Source organism: Actinomadura spongiicola (assembly GCF_003432485.1).
GTDB classification, from domain to species: domain Bacteria; phylum Actinomycetota; class Actinomycetes; order Streptosporangiales; family Streptosporangiaceae; genus Spirillospora; species Spirillospora spongiicola.
Window position 1 is genome coordinate 48152 of sequence record NZ_QVNQ01000005.1, and the last position, 19491, is coordinate 67642.

Annotated in this window: 21 protein-coding genes; 13 read left to right on the forward strand and 8 right to left on the reverse strand. The window is 71.5% G+C overall.

The features are described from left to right. Window positions 1-36: 36 nt before the first annotated feature. Window positions 37-1173: an MFS transporter gene (locus D0T12_RS16635; RefSeq protein WP_233526113.1), complete on the reverse strand. Its 1137-nt coding sequence runs from the start codon at window positions 1171-1173 to the stop codon at window positions 37-39. A gap of 951 nt (window positions 1174-2124) precedes the next feature. On the opposite strand from D0T12_RS16635, the gene D0T12_RS16640 reads away from it, so the two are divergent. Both D0T12_RS16640 and D0T12_RS16645 read left to right on the forward strand, forming a co-directional pair. Beyond that, on the forward strand, window positions 2125-2685 hold the full coding sequence (locus tag D0T12_RS16640; RefSeq protein ID WP_147339532.1) for a hypothetical protein: 561 nt from the start codon (window positions 2125-2127) through the stop codon (window positions 2683-2685). A gap of 13 nt (window positions 2686-2698) precedes the next feature. After that, entirely contained in the window at window positions 2699-3178 is a 480-nt protein-coding gene (locus tag D0T12_RS16645; RefSeq protein WP_117400531.1) for a hypothetical protein, read from the forward strand. A 484-nt stretch (window positions 3179-3662) separates the two neighbouring features. Here the strand turns inward: D0T12_RS16645 and D0T12_RS16650 are convergent, their stop codons facing one another. Then, window positions 3663-3866: a WD40 repeat domain-containing protein gene (locus D0T12_RS16650; RefSeq protein WP_117400532.1), complete on the reverse strand. Its 204-nt coding sequence runs from the start codon at window positions 3864-3866 to the stop codon at window positions 3663-3665. Between the two features lie 317 nt (window positions 3867-4183). Continuing rightward, entirely contained in the window at window positions 4184-4804 is a 621-nt protein-coding gene (locus D0T12_RS16655; protein ID WP_147339533.1) for a hypothetical protein, read from the reverse strand. Window positions 4805-4967: 163 nt separating this feature from the next. Between D0T12_RS16655 and D0T12_RS16660 the strand changes: the two genes are divergently transcribed. Continuing rightward, window positions 4968-6020 (forward strand): tyrosine-type recombinase/integrase, encoded by a 1053-nt coding sequence (locus D0T12_RS16660; RefSeq protein WP_233526114.1) that lies wholly within the window; start codon window positions 4968-4970, stop codon window positions 6018-6020. Window positions 6021-6026: 6 nt separating this feature from the next. Here the strand turns inward: D0T12_RS16660 and D0T12_RS16665 are convergent, their stop codons facing one another. Then, window positions 6027-6755, reverse strand: coding sequence for a hypothetical protein (locus D0T12_RS16665; RefSeq protein WP_147339534.1), 729 nt, complete (start codon window positions 6753-6755; stop codon window positions 6027-6029). Window positions 6756-7563: 808 nt separating this feature from the next. Next, complete coding sequence (locus D0T12_RS16670) at window positions 7564-7974, reverse strand: RidA family protein (protein ID WP_117400535.1); 411 nt, start codon at window positions 7972-7974, stop codon at window positions 7564-7566. A 412-nt stretch (window positions 7975-8386) separates the two neighbouring features. Here D0T12_RS16670 and D0T12_RS37390 point away from each other — a divergent pair, with 412 nt between their 5' ends. After that, window positions 8387-8719, forward strand: coding sequence for an NUDIX domain-containing protein (locus D0T12_RS37390; RefSeq protein WP_407642093.1), 333 nt, complete (start codon window positions 8387-8389; stop codon window positions 8717-8719). Here D0T12_RS37390 and D0T12_RS16680 read toward each other — a convergent pair. Continuing rightward, window positions 8683-9024 (reverse strand): putative quinol monooxygenase, encoded by a 342-nt coding sequence (locus D0T12_RS16680; protein ID WP_199487505.1) that lies wholly within the window; start codon window positions 9022-9024, stop codon window positions 8683-8685. The genes D0T12_RS37390 and D0T12_RS16680 overlap by 37 nt on opposite strands. A 65-nt stretch (window positions 9025-9089) precedes the next feature. Here D0T12_RS16680 and D0T12_RS16685 point away from each other — a divergent pair, with 65 nt between their 5' ends. The 3 genes from D0T12_RS16685 to D0T12_RS16695 all read left to right on the forward strand — a co-directional run bounded on the left by D0T12_RS16685 (window position 9090) and on the right by D0T12_RS16695 (window position 11123). Continuing rightward, window positions 9090-9446 carry a MerR family transcriptional regulator gene (locus D0T12_RS16685; protein ID WP_117400538.1) on the forward strand — a complete coding sequence of 119 codons (357 nt, stop codon included), beginning with the start codon at window positions 9090-9092 and terminating at the stop codon, window positions 9444-9446. Between the two features lie 139 nt (window positions 9447-9585). Beyond that, window positions 9586-10251, forward strand: coding sequence for a DedA family protein (locus D0T12_RS16690; protein ID WP_233526116.1), 666 nt, complete (start codon window positions 9586-9588; stop codon window positions 10249-10251). Window positions 10252-10373: 122 nt separating this feature from the next. Continuing rightward, complete coding sequence (locus tag D0T12_RS16695) at window positions 10374-11123, forward strand: phosphatase PAP2 family protein (RefSeq protein WP_117400539.1); 750 nt, start codon at window positions 10374-10376, stop codon at window positions 11121-11123. Between the two features lie 45 nt (window positions 11124-11168). Here D0T12_RS16695 and D0T12_RS16700 read toward each other — a convergent pair whose 3' ends face one another. Then, window positions 11169-11843, reverse strand: a complete 675-nt coding sequence (locus D0T12_RS16700) for a response regulator (protein WP_117400540.1) — start codon at window positions 11841-11843, stop codon at window positions 11169-11171. Continuing rightward, window positions 11840-13810: a sensor histidine kinase gene (locus tag D0T12_RS16705; RefSeq protein WP_117400541.1), complete on the reverse strand. Its 1971-nt coding sequence runs from the start codon at window positions 13808-13810 to the stop codon at window positions 11840-11842. Before D0T12_RS16705 ends, D0T12_RS16700 begins: the two co-directional genes overlap by 4 nt. 124 nt (window positions 13811-13934) lie before the next feature. Between D0T12_RS16705 and D0T12_RS37040 the strand changes: the two genes are divergently transcribed. The 6 genes from D0T12_RS37040 (at window position 13935) to D0T12_RS16735 (ending at window position 19485) form a co-directional block, all read left to right on the forward strand. Next, entirely contained in the window at window positions 13935-15389 is a 1455-nt protein-coding gene (locus D0T12_RS37040) for a sensor histidine kinase (protein ID WP_267900408.1), read from the forward strand. Then, entirely contained in the window at window positions 15386-16051 is a 666-nt protein-coding gene (locus tag D0T12_RS16715; RefSeq protein WP_117400542.1) for a response regulator, read from the forward strand. The genes D0T12_RS37040 and D0T12_RS16715 overlap by 4 nt, the downstream gene beginning before the upstream one ends. Before the next feature lie 81 nt (window positions 16052-16132). Further along, a complete protein-coding gene (locus tag D0T12_RS16720; protein ID WP_233526117.1) occupies window positions 16133-16876 on the forward strand; it encodes an RNA polymerase sigma factor in 744 nt (247 codons plus the stop codon). After that, window positions 16873-17712, forward strand: a complete 840-nt coding sequence (locus D0T12_RS16725; protein ID WP_117400543.1) for a methylated-DNA--[protein]-cysteine S-methyltransferase — start codon at window positions 16873-16875, stop codon at window positions 17710-17712. Before D0T12_RS16720 ends, D0T12_RS16725 begins: the two co-directional genes overlap by 4 nt. Window positions 17713-18108: 396 nt before the next feature. Further along, window positions 18109-19185, forward strand: a complete 1077-nt coding sequence (locus D0T12_RS16730; RefSeq protein WP_117400544.1) for an NAD-dependent epimerase/dehydratase family protein — start codon at window positions 18109-18111, stop codon at window positions 19183-19185. Window positions 19186-19233: 48 nt separating this feature from the next. Further along, entirely contained in the window at window positions 19234-19485 is a 252-nt protein-coding gene (locus tag D0T12_RS16735) for a hypothetical protein (protein ID WP_117400545.1), read from the forward strand. Window positions 19486-19491: the final 6 nt, after the last annotated feature.

Consider the following 19491-nt stretch of genomic DNA (forward strand, 5'->3'; position numbering starts at 1 on the left):
CACCCTGCACCTTTCGCGTACCACCACACCCACGCCCTACATCTCCCGATGTACACCACCCCGCCGCCCCACCACCCCCAACACCACCGCCACCACCACATACGGAACCGCCGCCACCCCCACCAACACCCCCGCACCCGCCCACCGCGACCCCAACGCATAACCCACATACACCAACAACGCCACCACCTCCGCACCGAACCCCGCCACCGACGTCACCGTCGCCCGCGCCCCATCACCGATCCGCTCCTGCAACCGCGCGTCCGCCGCCGCAATCGCCCACCGAAACACCCCGAACGCCACACCCACCAACACCATCCCACCCGGACGCCCACTCAACGCACCCACCGCCAACAACACCCCACCCACCCCCAACAACGGCGCCAACCACCGCACCCCCCGCCCCGCCACCCAACCCCCGACCGCATCACCCACCGTCACCACCAACACCAACAACGGCACCACCGCCACCACCACACCCGTCGACCGCGCCAACAACGGCACATACTCATCCAACGACGTCACCCCCTCCACCACCATCACCAAAACCAACGCCCACCGCACCGACGGCTCCCCACGCACCTGCGCCCACCCCGCACGCACCACCGACCCCAACGACGGCTCCTCCTCACCACCCCCACCACCCCGCGACTCCGGCAACAACCACCCCGCCACCGCACACAACCCGCACACCACCACACTCGCCACACCCAAAGCCCGATAACCACCCGCCCCCAACACCGGCGACGCCAACGCCGACGCCACCACCACACCCACCAACGACATCGCCTCCGACCGCCCGATCAACCGCGCATACGACCCCACCGCCCCCACCCGATCCAACTCCTCGTACACCAGCGCCTGCATCGTCCCCGAACGCAACGCCGACCCCGCACCCCACAACACGAAACCCACGGCGAACGCCGCGTACGAAGGAAAGAACGACCACAACCCGAAGCCCACCCCCGCCAGCAGGGGAGAGGCCACCAACAACAACCGGCGCGAGAACACGTCCGCCCACACACCGGACGGCACCTCAAGCAGAAACGTCGTGACCGACCAGATCACGAACAACGACGAGATCGCAGCAGGAGACAACCCGGTGTCCGCGAACAACAGCGCATACACCGGGTACAGAAGAATGCAATCCTCAAGGAACGCGTAGGCGTACAACCTACGCGCGAGCCTCGCCTCACCTGAGGATCAATGTCGCCACGTCATACCCCGCACCCTAACCACACACCACCACCCCACGCATCCCCATAAACCCCGCGGACCAGCCACCCAGGGGAGTGCGACCCAACAGCCCGCACAACCGCGCCCGATCACCAGCACCCCCGGGAAGCGCAGCCTCCGGCCCTACCTGCCCCGACTCCCGCCCAAGCCGCACGACGCGCCCCGCCACCACCGCCGACACCCCTCACCAGATCCGCGTCGAACACCCACCCGCCACCCGGTCGCCCCCGCCACATCCCACGGGAACCAGCAACTCCACCGGGCCACCCACCCGACCAGTCACTCAGCGTGACGACCTGCCCGGATGCCACCGCGATCTCCGGGGGAGTGCCCGGGGCACCAGCCCCACGGACATCCGCGCATGCACCCGCACGCCAACTCGTCACCCGACCCCACGGGCCACCTCACGCGACTCCGAATCGTCCCGGGGGGAGGGGCCGCCCGCAGTTCCACCCGCAACGGCTTCGTGATCACTGTCCCGCCGCATCGACCGGGCACCAACCCTCGCACGGCGACACCGCTCCGTCGAAACCGCTCCGGCGACGTCGCGACGAGCACCGCGCGAACTCGTCCAACGCGCGCACGAACGCTCAGGATCACGACGTCCACACCAGGCTCGACGAGTCGGACACAGCACACACCCCGTCCCAGAGCCGGAGGAGGACCCCGGAACGCTACTTAACATAATGTGCATTATCAACCAACGATCGGCCCGGCCGAAGAGAGGCCTGACACCCACGTTCCCAGGCGCACGCCCGCGACGGGAATCCACCGTCCGACAACACCACGACCCGCGCGGGCGTCACCGTGTGACCGAACCGACGAAACCGAATCCGCGGCGCCGGAGTCTCACACCCGTCCCTTGATCCACACATCCGAAAGGTGATCGTGAGCGAGCACCTCGACCAGGTCTTCGGTCAGCTCGTCAACCGCAGCTGGCAGCGGTTCAACGAAGAACTTCACACCCGCCAGATGGACGACCTGCTCGTCGGAGCCGTCATCACCGCGGCGGTCGCCCAGGGCAACGCCCTCATCGACCTGAACTCCGACAGCAACCACCACTACCTGCGCTTCCAGCATCGCGAGCACAAGCACCGCCTCATGTTTCAGCTGACTCACCTGTCCGGCACCGTCACCGCCGCCAAGACCCTGGGCCAGCACGCGGCCGTGACGATGGCCTACGGCGAGTACGTCCAGGACGCGCGGACGGTGTGGCAGGCGCTGAAGTCCGAGGTGAAAAGCGGCTTCCTCGACGTCGGCGAGCCCGGCGTGTTCACCGTGGACGCCGACCTCGGCACCGGCTACGTCTACGTCCAGGTCCCGCTGCTACTGGACCTGGACCAGTACTTCGCCGACCAGTACACGGTGAAGTACCCGGTGCTGCAGGAGCACATCGCCGCCGTCAGCCAGGCCTGTGCGAAGTACCTGCACGGCCGTATCGCCGCCTGAACCGGAGACCGCCATGCTTTCGATGATCAACAAGTTCAAGAACAACGCCGAGGCGCGGGAGAGCAAGGACGAGGCGCTCATCGGCGAGATGGTGTTCACGATGGCGCATCTGGGATGCCCGGTGATCGGGATCCAGTCCGGCGGAGATCTGCAGTACGTGCGGTTCAAGCCGGTGGGCGACCCGGCCCTGTACAGCTTCACGATCGTGCTGGACCGCAAGACCGGCGACGGCGTGCTCCAGCAGGCGGTGCTGGGCAGCAAGGCGACGTTGACGTTCGTGGCCGAGGTCAAGAACCACATCGCCGACCCCGACGACCTGGTCGCCATGTTCCGCACGGACATGGCGAACCTGCTGCGCAGCCCCTGGTTCGGTGACATCAAGCTCGACCATCAGCTGAACTCGATCACCGCGACGAAGAAGCAGTTGATCGACATCGACGACTACGCCGACGCGGACGGTCCGGACCGTGACCGGCTCCGGCAGCTGCTGTAGAGCTCGATGCACGAGCTGCGCGAGAAGGTCGCGCCGTACAAGAAGTGACCGCGAGGTCGAGGTGGCGGCGCGGCCCGCGCCGCCGCCTCCCCTGCGGTGCCCGGTTCTGCGCTTTCCGTGGCAAACCAGACAGAAGCCAAATTCTGTATGGTGTAAAGAGTTACATTTATGGCCCGGTCACACCCGCGCTCATCGCGACCCCACCGGCGCCCTAAGCGACCCACGAACCGCGCAACCGCCGCACCCACGTTCGTCGACCATCCCCGATGACCTCCTCCCCTACCTTTGAGGACCCTGACGGGCGCCTCCATGTACATCCGTGATCACTGTGCGTTTGATCGACCATTCCGTCCCCGCCTCGCAGGAAGAGACCCCGCTCCCCCATCAAGACCACCACTGGAGTCGGTACTGGGCATTCGGCCCTGGAACCCGGAGGAAAGCACCGGATTCCGGCTCTCAGAGCCTGCCCTGGGGCTTGTAGCGATCACGTGGTGGGGTCGTCGCGGTTGGCGGTGTTGAGTGGGTGGCTGTGGGCGGTCGTGGTGTTGAGGGGCCAGATGATGACGGAGTGGTCCGCGCTGCCGGAGGCGAGGGTTTGGCCGTCAGGGCTGAAGGCCAGGCTGGTGCCCGCCCGGGTGTGGCCGGTGAGGGTGGCCCCGAGTGTGCGGCGCTGTAGAACCCACAGCATGATGGTGCGGTCATCGCCGCCCAGGGCCAGGAGGCACCCGACTCCCCCGCGCTGCGCCGACGGTGTAACGAACTGGCGAAGGAGCCCGGTAGCGGGGTCATGGTCTGCCGTCCTGATGGAGGGCTTCGCCCGTCCCCCGGTCAAAACGCGGCGCGCAGGTCCCGTTTCGCGAAGGTCGCGGCCTTCCTGTGAGCCTGTGAGGCGGCCACGTCGACACCGCCGGGCCTTGAATCGGTCGACTCGACGTTGATCGTCGTCCGGCCGTCGACAAAAGGGTCGTTCAACGCAGTCGTGGTCGAGAGTTGAGGGGAAGGCGCTTAGTCGTTGTCGTTCCAGGCTTGGACGGCGGTGACGACTGCGGCCTCGGCTTGGTTGAGTTGTTCCAGTAGTTGCCGGCTGGACGTTCGTGCGGCGCTCCGTTGACGGCCTTCTTTCGTCCAGGAGAACAGGTGGTTGGTTCTTGCGAGGGTGTCGAGTTCGTTTCCCAGTGCTGCGGCTACGCGTGCGAACTGCTCTAATGCCCGGAGCACGGTTTCTGGTATTGCGGGTACCGAGGTAGCGGCCGATGCGTGGGTGGCGTCGAGGGACCTCATGCTCGTGCCGATTCTCTCTGCCACGTCGGTGAAGTACCCGCCGATGTCGCGGCCGCCCTTGTAGAGGTACTCCTGGGCGAGCTCGTAGGCCTGGGCCGCGTGTCTGACCTGTTTCACCAGTGCCGCCCCGGCCATGGTGCGTTCGCGTCGGTCGTCCATGGCCCGTTGCGTTGCGTCGTCGTGGAGTTGTTGTCGCAGTAGGGCGACTTGTTGCTCAGAGGCCTGTGCTTGGCGTTGTGCTGCGTCTACCGCTGTCCGGGCGATGCGTGCTTGCCAGACGGCGATGGCGGCGGCAAGGACGGCGACGGCTGCGCTTACGGCTCCGGTCCATGCGCTGAGGTTCACGTGTTCAGTGTTCTCTATCGGGGTGTCGGGCGGTCTCGATCGTGTGCACCGGGGGCGACGGTCCGGGGAAGCGTGGTCGGTCGAGCCTCTCCCCCGGCCGGTTGGGGTTTTGTCGGTGGCGGCGGGTAGCGTCCGGCGGGTGCGTCCCTCTGATGTTCAGCGTGTGACCGTTGCCGAGAGCGCCGATCGTTACGCGGAGATGGTGCGTGCCAAGACCTCGACGGGTGCGTTGACGCCGCGGACGGCGGAGGTGTACGTGCGGGACGTGTTGACGTTCGCGGAGTTGGCGGGTGGGGGTCGGGTCCTGGACGATCTGACGGGTCAGGATGTCGACGAGGTGTTGTTGGCGTTCGCGCGCAAGCCTGATGGGCGGCGGCGGGCCGGGGCGGTGGTGCGGCCGGTGGAGGGGCCGGTGCAGAGCGCGGCGTCGCAGGCGCGGTTTCGGAGGTCGGTGTCGGCGTTCTTCAAGTACGCGGTGGTGGCGGGGTGGGTGCAGTTGGATCCGATGCGGGCGGTGACGGTGCGGTCGGTGCAGCGGGGTGGGTTGCGGGCGGAGCGGCGGGCGTTGACGGTGGAGCAGGCGGAGGGGTTGTTGGGTGCGGCGCGGGGTTTGGCGGAGGTGGGTGTCGAGGGTGGGACGGCGGGGGGTGGGGGTCGGCGGCGTGCGGATCAGCGGACGGAGTTGCGGGACGGTCTGATCGTGTTGTTGTTGGCGGCGGTGGGGCCGCGGGTGTCGGAGTTGACGGCGGCGAACGTGGAGGACTTCTTCGTCAACGGGGGGACGCGGTATTGGCGGATTTTCGGTAAGGGCGGTCGGACGCGGGATGTGCCGTTGCCGGGTCCGGTGGTGGAGGTGTTGGACGCGTATGTGGCGAGGGGTCGGGGTGGGTTGGATCGGGGTGTGGAGCCGAAGGCGTTGTTGTTGTCGTGGCGGGGGCGTCGGTTGGCGCGGGGTGATGTGCAGGCGGTGATCGATCGGGTGTTGGCGCGGGTGGAGGCGGGGCGGCGGCGGAGTGTGACGCCGCATGGGTTGCGGCATACGACGGCGACGCATCTGTTGGCGGCGGCGACGGACATGGATGCGGTGCGGCGGGTGTTGGGGCACGCGGATCTGGCGACGTTGGGGCGTTACCGGGATGAGTTGCCGGGTGAGTTGGAGGCGGCGATGCGGGTTCATCCGCTGTTGGGGTCGGTGGAGGGCCGCCGGGACGGGTGAAGGGGTTCAGACCCAGCCGAGTTCGGTGGGTTGGGGGAAGCCTTGGTGCCAGATGCCGTAGCCGGTGAGCATGACGATGGCTGGGGCGAAGGCGGGGATGAGGACGCGGCCGAGGTGATGGCGGGTGCGGAGGCCCCAGGCGGTGAAGGCGATGGCGATGATGAGGCCCATGACGGCGGTTCCGCCTTCGAGTGAGTTGCTGGTCCAGGTGAAGGCGATGCCGAGGGCCGGGAGGAGGGTGAGGTAGGCGGGTGGGGCGGGCCGGTGGGCGAGTGCTGCGGTGAGGGCGGCGGCGACGAGGGCGGTTCCGGCGTACCAGAGGTAGTGGCCGGTGACCTCGTCCCAGAGGTGGGCGACGTCGCCGGGGGCGTCGTTGCCGACGGAGTTGGCGGCGAGGTGGATGCCGTGGCCTTCGACGTAGGTGACCGCGCCGAGGAGGTAGAGGGTCCAGGCGCGGCGTCCGGCTCGTGCGGTGTGGAGTGCGGCGGCGGCGGTGAGCAGGACGGTGTAGGGGGTGAGGATGTCGATCCAGTCGGCCCATCGGGTGCGGCCGACGGTGCCCAGTCCGGCGAGGCCGAAGCCGATGTGGTGGGTGAGTGTGTAGAGGAGGGCGCAGGCGGTGAGCCAGCGCACGGGGTGTCCGTGGCGGTGGCTGGGCGGCGTGGGCGCGGCCGGGGGTGTGGTGGAGGGGCCGTCCGGGGGTGTGTCAGGTTGGGTGGACGGCGTGGACGTCATGGGTACTCCCGTGTTGTGGCGAGTGTCCATCATGGCGTGTGGGGGTGAGTACGTAGGCCGCGCCGGTGTCGAGGGCGCCGACAGCGATGTTCTGGGCGTCGGACGCCGCCGTCCACCTGGAGCCACCCGGGAAAGCGCCGTTCGTGGTTAGGAGGGTGGTGTCCAGGAACGGCGGGGTTCCACGGTGTGGAGGGCCTCGTCCAGCGGCGGCCCCGCCCCGTTCTGCCTTCCGGGCAGGTGCGGTTTCTGCGGTGGACAGCGGGTCGATGCCGCGCTGTCGAGCGGGTCTGCGTGGCTCTGGGCGGACGTCGGTCCTTGTGCGGTGGGTTGCTCGGACGTGGGGGTGGGAGGCGCCGTTCGTATGGGTCGGCGCCGGGTCACGGGGAGGAAGCGTCGCGCTCGCAATGACCGGGGCCGCTGAGCGGACGAGCGGCGCTGACTGGAGTAGCGGTTCTTCGCTCAGGAGGATCGGGTAGTTGTCTCAGGAGAGGGGCGTTGCCGTCCGTCTGTTGTGTGACCACGAGACGCAGGGGCTTCCTGCCTCAGAGCGGACGGACAAGGGCCGTCGTGGCTACTCCCCCGGCCATCGTCGCCCGCCTCCGTCCTCTGCTCGCTGCAGGCTTCACGGCGCGCACGCCCGTAGCTGATGCCCTGATACGTGACACCCTCCTGCTCTGCGTCCAGCACCACCTGACCAAAGCCCGCGAGCCTCAGACCCTCCGCATCCCCTCGCACCGCTGAGCGTGTTGGTCAACGTTGGCGAGGCGGTAGCAAATGGGGTGCCCGCCGGCTTGGGTTGATCGCCGCCTCAGGTGTCGAGTACGGCTGCGATGGCCTCGATCTCCACGAGTTGATCGTCATAACCCAGCACTGTGACGCCCATCAGTGTGCTGGGAACGTCGTGATCTCCGAAGGAGGTTCGAACCACCTCCCAGGCGGTCACCAGGTCCCGTTGCCTGCTGGACGCGACGAGGACCCTGGTGCTGATGACGTCATGCAAGGACGCGCCGGCGTCCGAGAGGGCGGTCTGCATGTTCTCGACGGCCTTTGCCGCCTGGCCTGCGTAGTCTCCGACCGCCGCCGTGGATCCGTCCTTGTTCAGCGGGCAGGCCCCGGCGAGGAAGATCAGGCGGGATCCGGCGGGTGCCGTGGCCGCGTAGGCGTACTCGGCGACGTCGGACAGGGAGGACGAGCGGATCAATGTGACGGCATGGCCCACGGTCGTTTCCTTCCGAATCAGGTCAGAACATGGCCACCATGTCAAGAAAAGCTTGGTCACGCCGCGAGTTATTCGGCCGCCTCGGCGGGTCGGCCCGAAAATACGGCCGGTCCTGTGGTCACACGATCGCGGGTGCCGGAGCGGCGGGTGTCGGTAGTCCTTGGCACGCTCAGCGTCCGTCGTGGGAGTTGGCCTACATGAACCCTTTCGCGGGAGGGGTGCCGGTCGGTGGATGAGGCCGCGCGGGGCGCGTCATATTCGGTGTCCAGGCTGCTCAGGGTGTTGGGGGCGCCTGGTCGCCCGTGGCGAGCGGGTATCAGTAGCGTGGAGTGGAGCCGCCTGTGTTCTGTGGTTGCCAGGGACGGTAGGGGCCATGTCGTCCATCGTGCGTTCTCGTGAAGCCGCCCGCCTGATGGTCCTTAGCGACACCGATCAGGTGCTTCTGCTGCGCTACGACGAAGGCGCGGGCGTGTTCTGGGCGATTCCCGGAGGTGGTCTCAAGCCGGGCGAGACCCGCGTGCAAGCCGTTCTGCGTGAGCTGGCGGCCGACCCGCCGGGTCGGCCGTGGGGTTCTTCGTCGTGGCACCGTCATCGCCGCCACCACGATCATCAGGTCGATGCCACCCGGGCCGGGGTCGGCCCGGGTGGCATCGTTGGCGGCGGCAGGGCCGTCCGGTGGTGTTTCGGGTCGGGTGGTCGGCGTGGACGTCATGGGCGTTCGTCGTGTGGTGCCTCCTTGGGGTAGAGGCTCTTCATCGTCCCGGAGTAGGCCTCCGGTTCTGTTGCCAGGTGCTTGGGCAGGGCTTGCATGAACGTCTTCACCACCTCGGTGGCGTGATGCCGGTCCAGGGCCTCCTGGGAGTGCCACACCTCGTACAGGAAGAATCGTCCGTCTTCTTGTTCGTGCAGGTGGTATTCGAGGTTGCCTTCGTGCGCGCGGGAGGGCTCGACGAGGTCAAGCAGAAGCCTCCGCAGCTCGTCCGCGTGGCCGGGCTTGGGGGTGAGGAATCCGTAGAGTGAAACCGGTGCTTGTACTGCTGTAGTGGTCATGCGGCTGAGGTTAGGACGTGACATTGGTGTCAGCTTCAACTTCTTATCCCGGTGTCGTCGCTCACATGAAGATCGGGCAGTTGTCCCGGGAGACGGGCGTCGCCGTCCGTCTGTTGCGTTATTACGAGTCGCAGGGGCTTCTTGCGTCGGAGCGGACGGACGGCGGTCATCGTGTCTACTCCCCCGAGGCGCCCGCCACCGTCGCCCGCATCCGTCGGCTGCTCGCGGCGGGGTTTCCCACGCGGACGATCCGTGAGCTGATGCCCTGCTTCGAAGGCGACGCCCTCCAGCCCTGCGTCCACCACCACCTGACCGACCATCTCGCCGGACTGGAGGCTCGCATGGCCGACCTGGACAAGGCCCGCACGAGCGTGACGAGCCTCATCGCCTCCGGTTCCCCGCTTACCACCGGCGGTTCGTAGGTGGTCCGCTCCCCCGCGGTGGTGGCCATGCGGGTGGGCGTCGTTCGTCGGGGGGAGGGAGCGGCCCTGTCGAAAGTCGGGGGTGGTGCCGGTCTTTCGGCGGATTCGAAGGTGGAGGGTCGCTTCCTAACCTCGGTGCATGGACGAAGTGATGGGTTTGTTGGACACGGCGGTGACGTCCCCGTGGTTCTATCTGGCGTTGTTCGTCGTGGCGGCGTTGGACGGGTTCTTCCCGGTGGTGCCGAGCGAGAGCATGGTGATCACGGGGGGCGTGTACGCGGCGTCGGGTCAGCCGGAGTTGTGGTTGGTGGTGGTGTTGGCGGCGGTGGGGGCGTTCACCGGTGACCATGTGTCGTATCTGATCGGACGGGGGTCGCGGGGGCGGGTGGCGCGGGGGTTGCGTCCGGGGTCGCGGCGGGCGGCGGCGTTCGCGTGGGCGGAGCGGCAGATGGCGGAGCGAGGCGGATTGATCTTGGTGGTGGCGCGGTATGTGCCGGGCGGGCGGACGGCGGTGACGTTGACGATGGGCGCGGTGGGGTTCCGGCCGCGGTCGTTCTCGATTTTCGCGGCGGTGGCGGCGGTGTCGTGGGCGGTGTACGGGGGGTTGCTGGGGTATGTGGGCGGGGTGGCGTTCGAGGACGATCCGTTGAAGGGCGTGGCGGTCGGGATCGGGTTGGCGTTGTCGGTGACGGCGGTCGTGGAGGGTGCGCGGTTCCTGCGGCGCCGCCGGGGCGCGGGGGCGGCCCGGGAGGGTGCGGAGGCGGGGAAGGTCACCGATCGGGTGGGGGCGTTGTCCGAACGGTGACGAGTGGTGATCGGCGGGGCGGGCGGACGTGACGTCCCGGTGGCCCTAGGGTGAACTTCAGCGGTCTTCGCGGTGTCTCACGGATGTCGGGCGGGGGCCGCTTTCGATTCGTGAGGGAGAGCATGGAAGCGCCGGATTTCAGCGCCGAACTGTACCGGGACATCACGGAGTTCGCCGAGGGGACGCCGTCGTGGGTGCATTCGGCGGCGGAGGTGGGAACCGACGCGGGGCTGTTGCTGTTCGCCGTGTTGTTCGTGGCGGGCTGGTGGCGGGCACGGGTGCGGGACGCGCGGGCGATGGGGTTGGCGTTGGCGGCGCCGTTCGCGGTGGTGGCGGCGTATCTGGTGAGTGAGGTGTCCAAGACTTTCCTGGAGGAGGAGCGGCCGTGCCGGGCGGTGTCGGGTGCGGTGCACATCGCGGCGTGTCCGTCGCCGGGCGACTGGTCGTTTCCGAGTAATCACGCGACGATCGCGGCGGCGTCCGCGGCGGTGATCGTGGTGGCGTGGCGGGCGTTGGCGCCGGTGGTGTTGCCGATGGCGGCGCTGATGGCGTTCTCGCGGGTGTTCGTGGGCGTCCACTATCCGCATGACGTGGCGGCGGGGTTCCTGGTCGGGGTGGTGGTGGCTCCGCTGGCGGTGCTGGTGTTCGCGGTGGTGGCGGGCCGGTTGGTGGACGCGGTGCGTGGTGTGGCGGTGGGCGCGGCGCTGTTGGGCGTCGGGCGCGCCGCGCCGCTCGCGGACACAGGCGGGGCCGCGGTGGGCGCGTCGGTGACGATTCCCGACCTGGCGTTGCCCGACGTGGCGGGGCAGTCGGAGGTGACGGTGCCCGACGTGATGGGCGGCCTGACCCGCCGGCAGGACCCGCGCCCCTGACACGCCCCCTGATACGCGGACGCGAGGCGGGCGGGGTGGGCCGGGTCAGGTGGGTTCGTCGATCCCGTCGACCAGTCCGGCCTCGTAGGCGATGACGGCGGCCTGGACGCGGTTGCGGACGTCCAGTCGGGTGAGGATCGCGCTGACGTAGGCCTTGACGGTGCCCTCGACGAGGTGGAGCCGCGCGGCGATCTCGGCGTTGGACAGGCCCGCGCCCAGCAGCGCGAGGACGTCGCGTTCGCGGGGTGTGAGGCCGGCGGTGCGGCGGCGGGAGCGTTCGCGGGCGACGCCGGTGAGGCGTCCGCCGCCGAGTTCGGTGATGACGCGGTGGGCGACCTTCGGGGACAGGTAGGCGGCGCCGTCGGCGACGGCGCGGACCCCGGCGATGAGTTCGTGGGGGTCGCCGGACTTGAGGAGGAAGCCGCTGGCGCCGCCCGCCAGGGCGCGGGCGATGTACTCGTCCTCCCCGAACGTGGTGAGCATGATGACGGCGGTGTCGGGGGCGACGCGGCGGAGTTCGGCGGCGGCGGCGAGGCCGTCGAGGCGGGGCATGCGGATGTCGAGGAGCGCGACTCGGGGGCGGTGGCGGAGGGTGAGGTCGATGGCCTCGTGCCCGTCGGAGGCCTCGGCGACCACGTCGATGCCGGGGTCGGCGGCCAGGATCGCGCGGACCCCGGCGCGGATCATGGTCTCGTCGTCGGCGAGCAGTGCCCGGATCACTCGTCGTCCTTCCGGTCGGTGGTGTCGTGGTCGCGTTGTCGTGCGTTGAGCTGCGCGGTGTCGAAGGAGTTCTTGCTGGTCAACCGGCCGTCGGTGAAGCACAGCCGGTAGTAGCGGTTGATGCCGAGAAGGTTGGCGTCGGGCCGGTAGTAGCGGCAGTCGGCGCCGGCGGGCTCGGGGACGGCGGCGCGGATCTCGCCGGTGCCCATGGCCTGCATGCGCGGCAGGGTGTCCTGCACGGTGGCCTGGGCGGCGCCGACGCGCAGCGCGGCGTAGTCGGCCGGCGGCAGGACGGAGTTGAGGGTGACGTAGACGTAGTAGCCGACCATGATGCCGCCGATGACGGCCATGAGCCCGGTGGGGACGGCGATGGCGGTGATCAGGCCGCGGCGGAGGCGGCGGCGTTCGTCGGCGAGGTGGCGGGCCGACTCTGAGGCCCACTCCCCCGGCCTGGTGTCGGTCAGATCGGACCCGGTCCACGCTACGGGCCCGGTCGCGTGCCCGGCCGCGGGCGCGGGCGGTGCCGGGGGCACGGCGGGCGGCGCGGTGGGCAGGTGGGCGGTGACCGTGAAGCCGCCCGCCGGGGTGGGACCGGCGCGCAGGGTGCCGCCGAGGAGGCGGACCCGTTCGGTGAGGCCGGTGAGGCCGTGGCCGCCGGACGGCAGCAGCGGCGGCCCGCCGGGGGGCGGGTCGTTGGTGACCGTGACCACGACCGTCCCCCCGGCGGCGCCGGGCCCGGTGGGGGTGTCCGCGTCGTCGGGCGCGCGGTGGGTGAGGTGGACGGTGACGGCGGCGCCGGGGGCGTGTTTGGCGGCGTTGGTGACGGCCTCCTGCACGACGCGGTGGGCGGCGAGCGCGACCATCGGTGGCAGGTCGGCGGGCGGGGCGTGGGGGTCGGGGGCGGTGACGAGGCGGACGGGGACGCCGGACGCGTGGGCGCGTTCGACGAGGTCGGGAATGCTTTCGCGGGTGGGACGGACCGGTGCGGCCGGGTCCGCGCCGGAACCGGCGGGAGTGGTGTCGTCGCGGAGGACACCGATGATCTCCCGGAGGTGCTCGGTGGCCTCGGCCGCGCCCGCGCGGAGCTGCGCGGCGGCGTCCCGGTACGGCTCGTCGAGCCCGGGGGCGACCTGGAGCGCGCCGGCGCGGACGGCGATGAGGGCGAGTTCGTGGCCGAGGGAGTCGTGCATGTCCTGGGCGATGCGGGCGCGTTCGCGGAGCCGTTCGCGTTCGGCGGTGATGCGCTGTTCGTGTTCGAGGCGTTCGGCGCGTTCCCATCCGGCGCGCAGAAGCTCCTGGTACTGGCGCCAGTAGCGGCCCACGAGCCAGGGCATGACGCCGAGCAGCACCAGCCAGATGGTGAAGGGGAACCAGGCGGTGACGTCCAGGCCACGGATCGTCGCCAGGGCCGCGCCGCCGACCAGGACGGCGGTGAACGTCCACAGCGGCGGCTGCGCGCGGGGGGTGCGGCGTCCCGTCAGGTAGGACAGGACCGGCATGGCGAACAGGAAGTTGCCGTGGACGGCGGTCAGCGAGACGGCGGTGAGCAGCGCGGCGGTGGGCCAGGCGCGGCACACGGCGATCGCGGCGGCGAGGGCGACGAGCCCGGCGGCCAGGGGCCACCACGTCGACGGGGCGGGGTCGGAGGGTGGGAGGAGCCCGACGGCGACGGGAAACGCCACCACCCCGTACAGCAGAAGATCCTTGACCAGCGCGGACCGTGTCGGGCGGTGAACGGCGCTGCGCACGGCCCCCGGCGCGGTGCGCACCGCGCGACGCAACCCGGTGCGCAACCCGGTGTCCCCCGTGTCGCGCACTGCGGCGCGCACAGTGTCGCGGAGGGAGGTGCGCGTGGCGGGGCCGAGGGCGCCGACCGATCGTCCGGCCTCGGCGCCGGCGGGGACCGGGCGGGACGTGGCGCCGGCGGGGCGGGTGGGGTCGTGGGCGGTGGTCGCCGGGTTGTTCACGCGCTCCACGCTACAAGCCGGTGAGCTGCGGGGTTACTGACGAAAGTCAGGGAGCGGCGGAAGCGGGCGTGACGCCGGGAAGGGGGCGGCGCCGAATGGGACGGGCGTGAACTACGGTTGGCGCGTGACCGTGACTCCCCCGACTCCACCGGCTCCCCCGGCCCGGGAGCGCCGCGGCCTTCGGCGCCGGCTCCGGGCCGTGCGCACGGCGGCGGGCCCGGCGGTGCGGGTGCCGGGGTGGGGGCAGGGCGCCGACGTCGCCTTCGCAGTGGTGGCCTGCGCGTTCACGCTGGTGATAAGCGTGAACGCCGCGAAGCCCGAGGATCGGGCGCTGTGGCCGGGCGGGTTCGCGGTGATCGTGGTGGCGACGCTGGCGCTGGCGGTGCGGCGCCGATACCCGGTGCCGGTCCTGGTGGTGGGGGTGGCGGCGCCGCCGCTGTACTACCCGCTGGGGTATCCGGACGGGCCGATCGCGCTGGTGCTGTGGGTGGCGCTGTTCACCGCGGCGGTGGAGTGCGGGCTGGCGGTGTCGCTCGGCGCGGTGATCGTCGCCAACGCCGGGTTCCTGCTGGCGGCGTGGGTGGGCGGCGACGGAGGGGGCGGCGACCCCGACGCGGTCGTGGACGGCCGGAGCGTGGCGACGCTGTCGCTGGCGTTGCTGCTGGCGGTCGCGCTCGGGCAGTACGTGCGCAGCCGTCACCTGCAGGCCGCGGCGGCCGAGCGGCGCGCCGCCGAGGCCGAGCGGAGCCGGGAGGAGGAGGCGCGGCGCCGCGCCATCGCCGAGCGGCTGCGGATCGCGCGGGAGCTGCACGACGTGCTGGCCCACCAGATCTCGCTGATCAACGTGCAGGCGGGGGCGGCGCTGCACCGCCGGGACGATCCGGGCCGCGCCTACGAGGCGTTGGAGGCGATCAAAGCGGCGAGCAAGGAGACGCTGCGGGAACTGCGCGGGGTGCTGGGGGTGCTGCGGCAGGTCGACGGCGCCGGGGACGGTCAGGACACGGCCGGGCCGGTCGCGCCGCAACCGTCGCTGGCGCGGGTGGGTGAGCTGCTGGAGCAGACCGCGGCGGCGGGACTGACCGTGCGCCGCGCCGGAGACCTCGCCGAACCACCCGCCGAAACGCCCGGTAGCGCGTCCGGCGGGGAACGGGCGGACGGTCCCGCCGAGGCGGAACCGGGATCGGCGGGGCCGGCGGCGCTGGCGGAACTGCCCGCGCCGGTGGGGCTCGCCGGATACCGGATCGTGCAGGAGGCGCTGACCAACGCCGTCCGGCATTCGGGTGCGGCAGCGGTGACGGTGGAGGTGCGGCGGGTGCCGGGCGCGGTGATCGTGCAGGTCGACGACGACGGCTCCGGCCCCACCGACCCCGACCCCGATCCCACGGCTGGTGGCGGCCCGGGGGCCGGGGGCACCGGCGGAGCGGGCGGGAACGGGCTGCGCGGCATGCGTGAGCGCGCCGCGTCCGTCGGCGGACGGTTGACGGCGGGGCCCGGCCCGGCGGGCGGGTTCCGGGTATGGGCACGGCTGCCGTTGGGCGGCCTGGACGAGGAGCGGGAGCCGATGGAGGGGGACGCGTGATCCGGGTGACGCTGGCCGACGACCAGACGCTGGTGCGGGCCGGGTTCCGGTCGATCCTGGAGGGCGAGGACGACATCGAGATCGTCGCCGAGGCCGGGGACGGGGAACAGGCGGTCCGGCAGGCGACGGAACTGCTGCCCGACGTGGTGCTGATGGACATCCGCATGCCCGTGCTGGACGGGTTGGAGGCCACCCGCCGCATCATGGGCGACCCGCGGCTCGGCGCCGTCCGAGTCGTGATCTTGACGACGTTCGACCTGGACGACTACGTGTACGGGGCGATCAAGGCGGGGGCCAGCGGGTTCCTGGTGAAGGACACCGAGCCGCCCGAACTGATCCATGGGGTGCGGGTGGTGGCGCGCGGCGACGCGCTGCTGGCGCCGACGGTGACGCGGCGGCTCATCGCCGACTTCGCGTCGCGGATCTCGGCGCCGCCGCCGACCGCGGAGCTGAACGTTCTCACCGACCGGGAGCGGGAGGTGCTGGAGTTGGTCGCGGCGGGCCTGTCCAACGAGGAGATCGCCGGGCGGCTGGTGTTGTCGCCCGCCACCGCCAAGACCCACGTCAGCCGGATCCTCGCCAAGCTCGGGGCGCGGGACCGGGCGCAGCTGGTGGTGCTGGCCTACGAGACGGGCATGATCCGTCCCGGATGGCTCGGCTGACCCGCCCGAACCGGCCGCCCCGCCCACCCGCCGGGTGGGCGGGGGCCGCAACCTGGCCGGTGACGGCGGTGTTGAACGGATGTGACGGTTACGGACGAAGCTCTCGACCACGCCCGACCCGGAGCCGACCGGGGCACCGACCCCGCCGGCGCCCGGGTCGCCGCGGCGTTGGCGCGTGACCTGGACACCGGGTTCGAGGCCCTCTACGAGGCGTACCGGGGCGCGGTGTTCTCCACGGCGCTGCGGCTGTGCGGGCGGTGGGCCGAGGCCGAGGACCTGTCCGCCGAGGCGTTCCTGCGCGCCTACCGGGCGTTGTGCGGGTACGGGCCGGAGCGGATCGCGGAGCTGCGCCCCAGGGCGTGGCTGCTGACGATCCTGACGAACGTGTGGCGCAACAGTCTGCGGACGGCGGCGCGGCGCCCCCCACCCGGCCCGCTGGAGGACGCCCCGGACCCGCCGGACCCGGGCGAGGAGGTGGAGGACACCGCCACCCGCCACGAGACGGGCCGGGAACTGGCCGGGCTGCTCGCCGAACTCCCCCACGCCCAGCGCGCCGCGGTGGTGCTCCGCCACGTCACCGACCTGCCCGTCGCGGAGATCGCCACGGTGCTGAGCCTGCCCGAAGGCACCGTCAAGTCGCACATCTCCCGGGGCCTGGCACGACTACGGGCCCTGCGCACCGAACAGCGCACCGAACAACACACCGAACAACACATTGAACAGCGCACCGAACAGCGCACCGAACGGCGCACCACACCACTCCGCCCCGACCCCGGCGCCGATCCGGGTTCGGGGCGTTTCGACCAGCGAGGGGGTACCCGATGAACCGCACCGACCCCGCCCACGGGGCACCCGACCCCCTGGCCGGGGAGCCCACCGATGAGCTGACGACTGAACTGGCAGGTGAGCTGGCGGGTGAGCTGGCGGGTGAGCTGGCAGGGTTGGCGGCCGACGCTCCCCCGTCCCTGCTGGACCGCATCGCGGCGCGGCGCGTCCACGTCGCCGGGCCGCTGGAGGGGCTGCAGGTCGCGTTCACCGACCACGGTGTCGCCTACCTGCGCGCCGGGATGGACGACGAGGAGTTCGCCGCATCGTTCCGGGCCCGGTTCGCGCGTCCGCTGCTGCCCGCGTCCCGCCCGCCCGCCGGGCTGGTGCCGGCGCTGCGCGGCGGGCGGCTCGGCGGGCTGCGGCTGGACCTGCGCGGCCTCAGCGACTTCGAGGCGGCCGTGCTGCGCGCCGCGGCCCGGATTCCGCGGGGGCAGACCCGCCCGTACGCGTGGGTGGCGCGGGCGGCGGGACGGCCGCGGGCGGTCCGCGCGGTGGGGTCGGCGCTGGGCCGCAACCCCGTCCCGCTGCTGATCCCGTGCCACCGCGTCACCCGCTCGGACGGGACGCTCGGCGACTACGTGTTCGGCGCGGCCGCCAAGGAGCGGCTGCTGCGCGCCGAGAACGTCGACGTCGAGGAGGTCGTGGACCTGGCGCGGCGCGGGGTGCGGCTGGTGGGCAGCGACACCACCGGCGTCGTGTGCTACCCGACGTGCGGGGACGCGCGGCGGATCACCCCCGGGCACCGGCGCGGGTTCCGGGATCTGGCCGCCGCGCGTGCCGCCGGGTATCGGCCGTGCCTGCACTGCCGGCCCGGCGACGCCACCCCCACCTGACGTCCCGCCCCGATCCCGACCCGCCGTCGGGAGACGCGCTCCGGTGCACGGCGGCGAAGGCCCGGCGGGCGCGGGACGAGGAGCGGACCGCGTTCGCCGCGCCGGCCCGCTACGGCGCACCGCGTCCCAGGACATCCGGATCGGCGCGGTGTTCCGGCCCGGGAGACCCGGGATGCCCGCCCGGCCCGAGGCCTGGGCGTCCCGGCCGTTTTCGAGATGCCCGGGCCGCGATGGGCGTTCGCCTGGCGTCCGGTTCCGGTTCGGGGCCGCACATCCCGGCCTCGGCCCGGCCGGGGTCCGGGGATCGACCGGGATGTGCGGGCCGTGGTGGGCATATATCGGCGTGTGGGGGGAATGGGGCGGTCCCGTGGGTGGTCCGACGAAGGGGAGGGTGACATGCGCGTCGTCGTCACCGGCGCCACCGGGAACATCGGAACCAACACGGTCCGCGCGCTCGCCGCGGACCCGTCGGTGACCGCGATCACCGGTCTGGCGCGCCGCCGACCCGACCCGGACGGCGGGTCGGAGGGCGGCGGGAAGGTCGAGTGGGTCGAGGCGGACGTCACCGACAGCGACCTGGTCCCGGTGATGCGCGGCGCGGACGTCGTGGTGCACCTGGCGTGGTTGTTCCAGCCCACGCACCGCCCGGCGGTGACCTGGGACGCCAACGTCGTCGGCAGCTCCCGCGTGTTCGACGCCGCCGCGCGGGCGGGGGTGTCCGCGCTGGTGTACTCCTCGTCGATCGGGGCGTACTCGCCGGGCCCCAAGGACCGTCCGGTGGACGAGTCGTGGCCCACGCACGGGTGGCCGGGCGCCGCCTACAGCCGTGAGAAGGCCTATGTCGAACGGCTCCTGGACGCCTTCGAGTCGGCGAACCCGGAGTGCCGGGTCGTGCGGCTGCGTCCCGGGTTCATCTTCGAGCGGCAGTCCGCGTCGCAGCAGCGGCGCCTGTTCGCCGGGCCGTTGCTGCCCGGCCGTCTCGTCCGCCCCGGGGCGATCCCCGTGGTGCCGGACCTGCCGGGGCTGCGGTTGCAGGCCCTGCACTCGGCCGACGCGGGTGAGGCGTTCCGGCTCGCCGTCACCGGCGGTGTGTCCGGGGAGGCCCGCGGCGCGTTCAACATCGCCGCCGAGCCGGTGCTGGACGCCGCCGAGCTCGCCGACATCCTCGGCGCCCGCACCGTCCGTGTCCCGGTGCGGGGGGTGCGCGCCGCGCTGGCGGCCGCGTGGACGCTGCACCTGGTTCCCGCGTCCCCGGGCCTGTTCGACCTGGTCCTGCAGGTCCCCTTGATGGACACCGCCCGGGCCCGTGACGTGCTCGGCTGGGCGCCGCGGCACACCGCCCGGGAGGCGATCACCGAGTTTCTGGAGGGTCTGCGGACCGGAGCCGGGCGCGGCACCCCGCCGCTGTCCCCCGGAACCGGTGGGCCGGGCCGGGTCGGCGAGTTCGCCACCGGTGTCGGCCGCCGCCCCTGACCGCCCCGCCACCGGCGTGCCCGGTGCGGACGAACCTGGAGGTCACCCATGCCGACGATCACCGCCGAGCATCTGCACGCCCTGCTGGGCTCGGCCCACCGCGACGCCGCGCTCGTCGTGGTCGAGGGCCGCGCCACCGTGGTCCCGGCGGATCCAGGGCGCGGCGACGGCCCCGAGGACGCGTTGGTCATCACGACCCGCGACGCGGTGATCGCCGAGCTCGACACCGGCGCCAACGAGGAACAGCTGGAGAACCTCGCGCAGCGCCTGGACGTCGCGTTCGAGAACCTCGGCGGCTGACCGGCA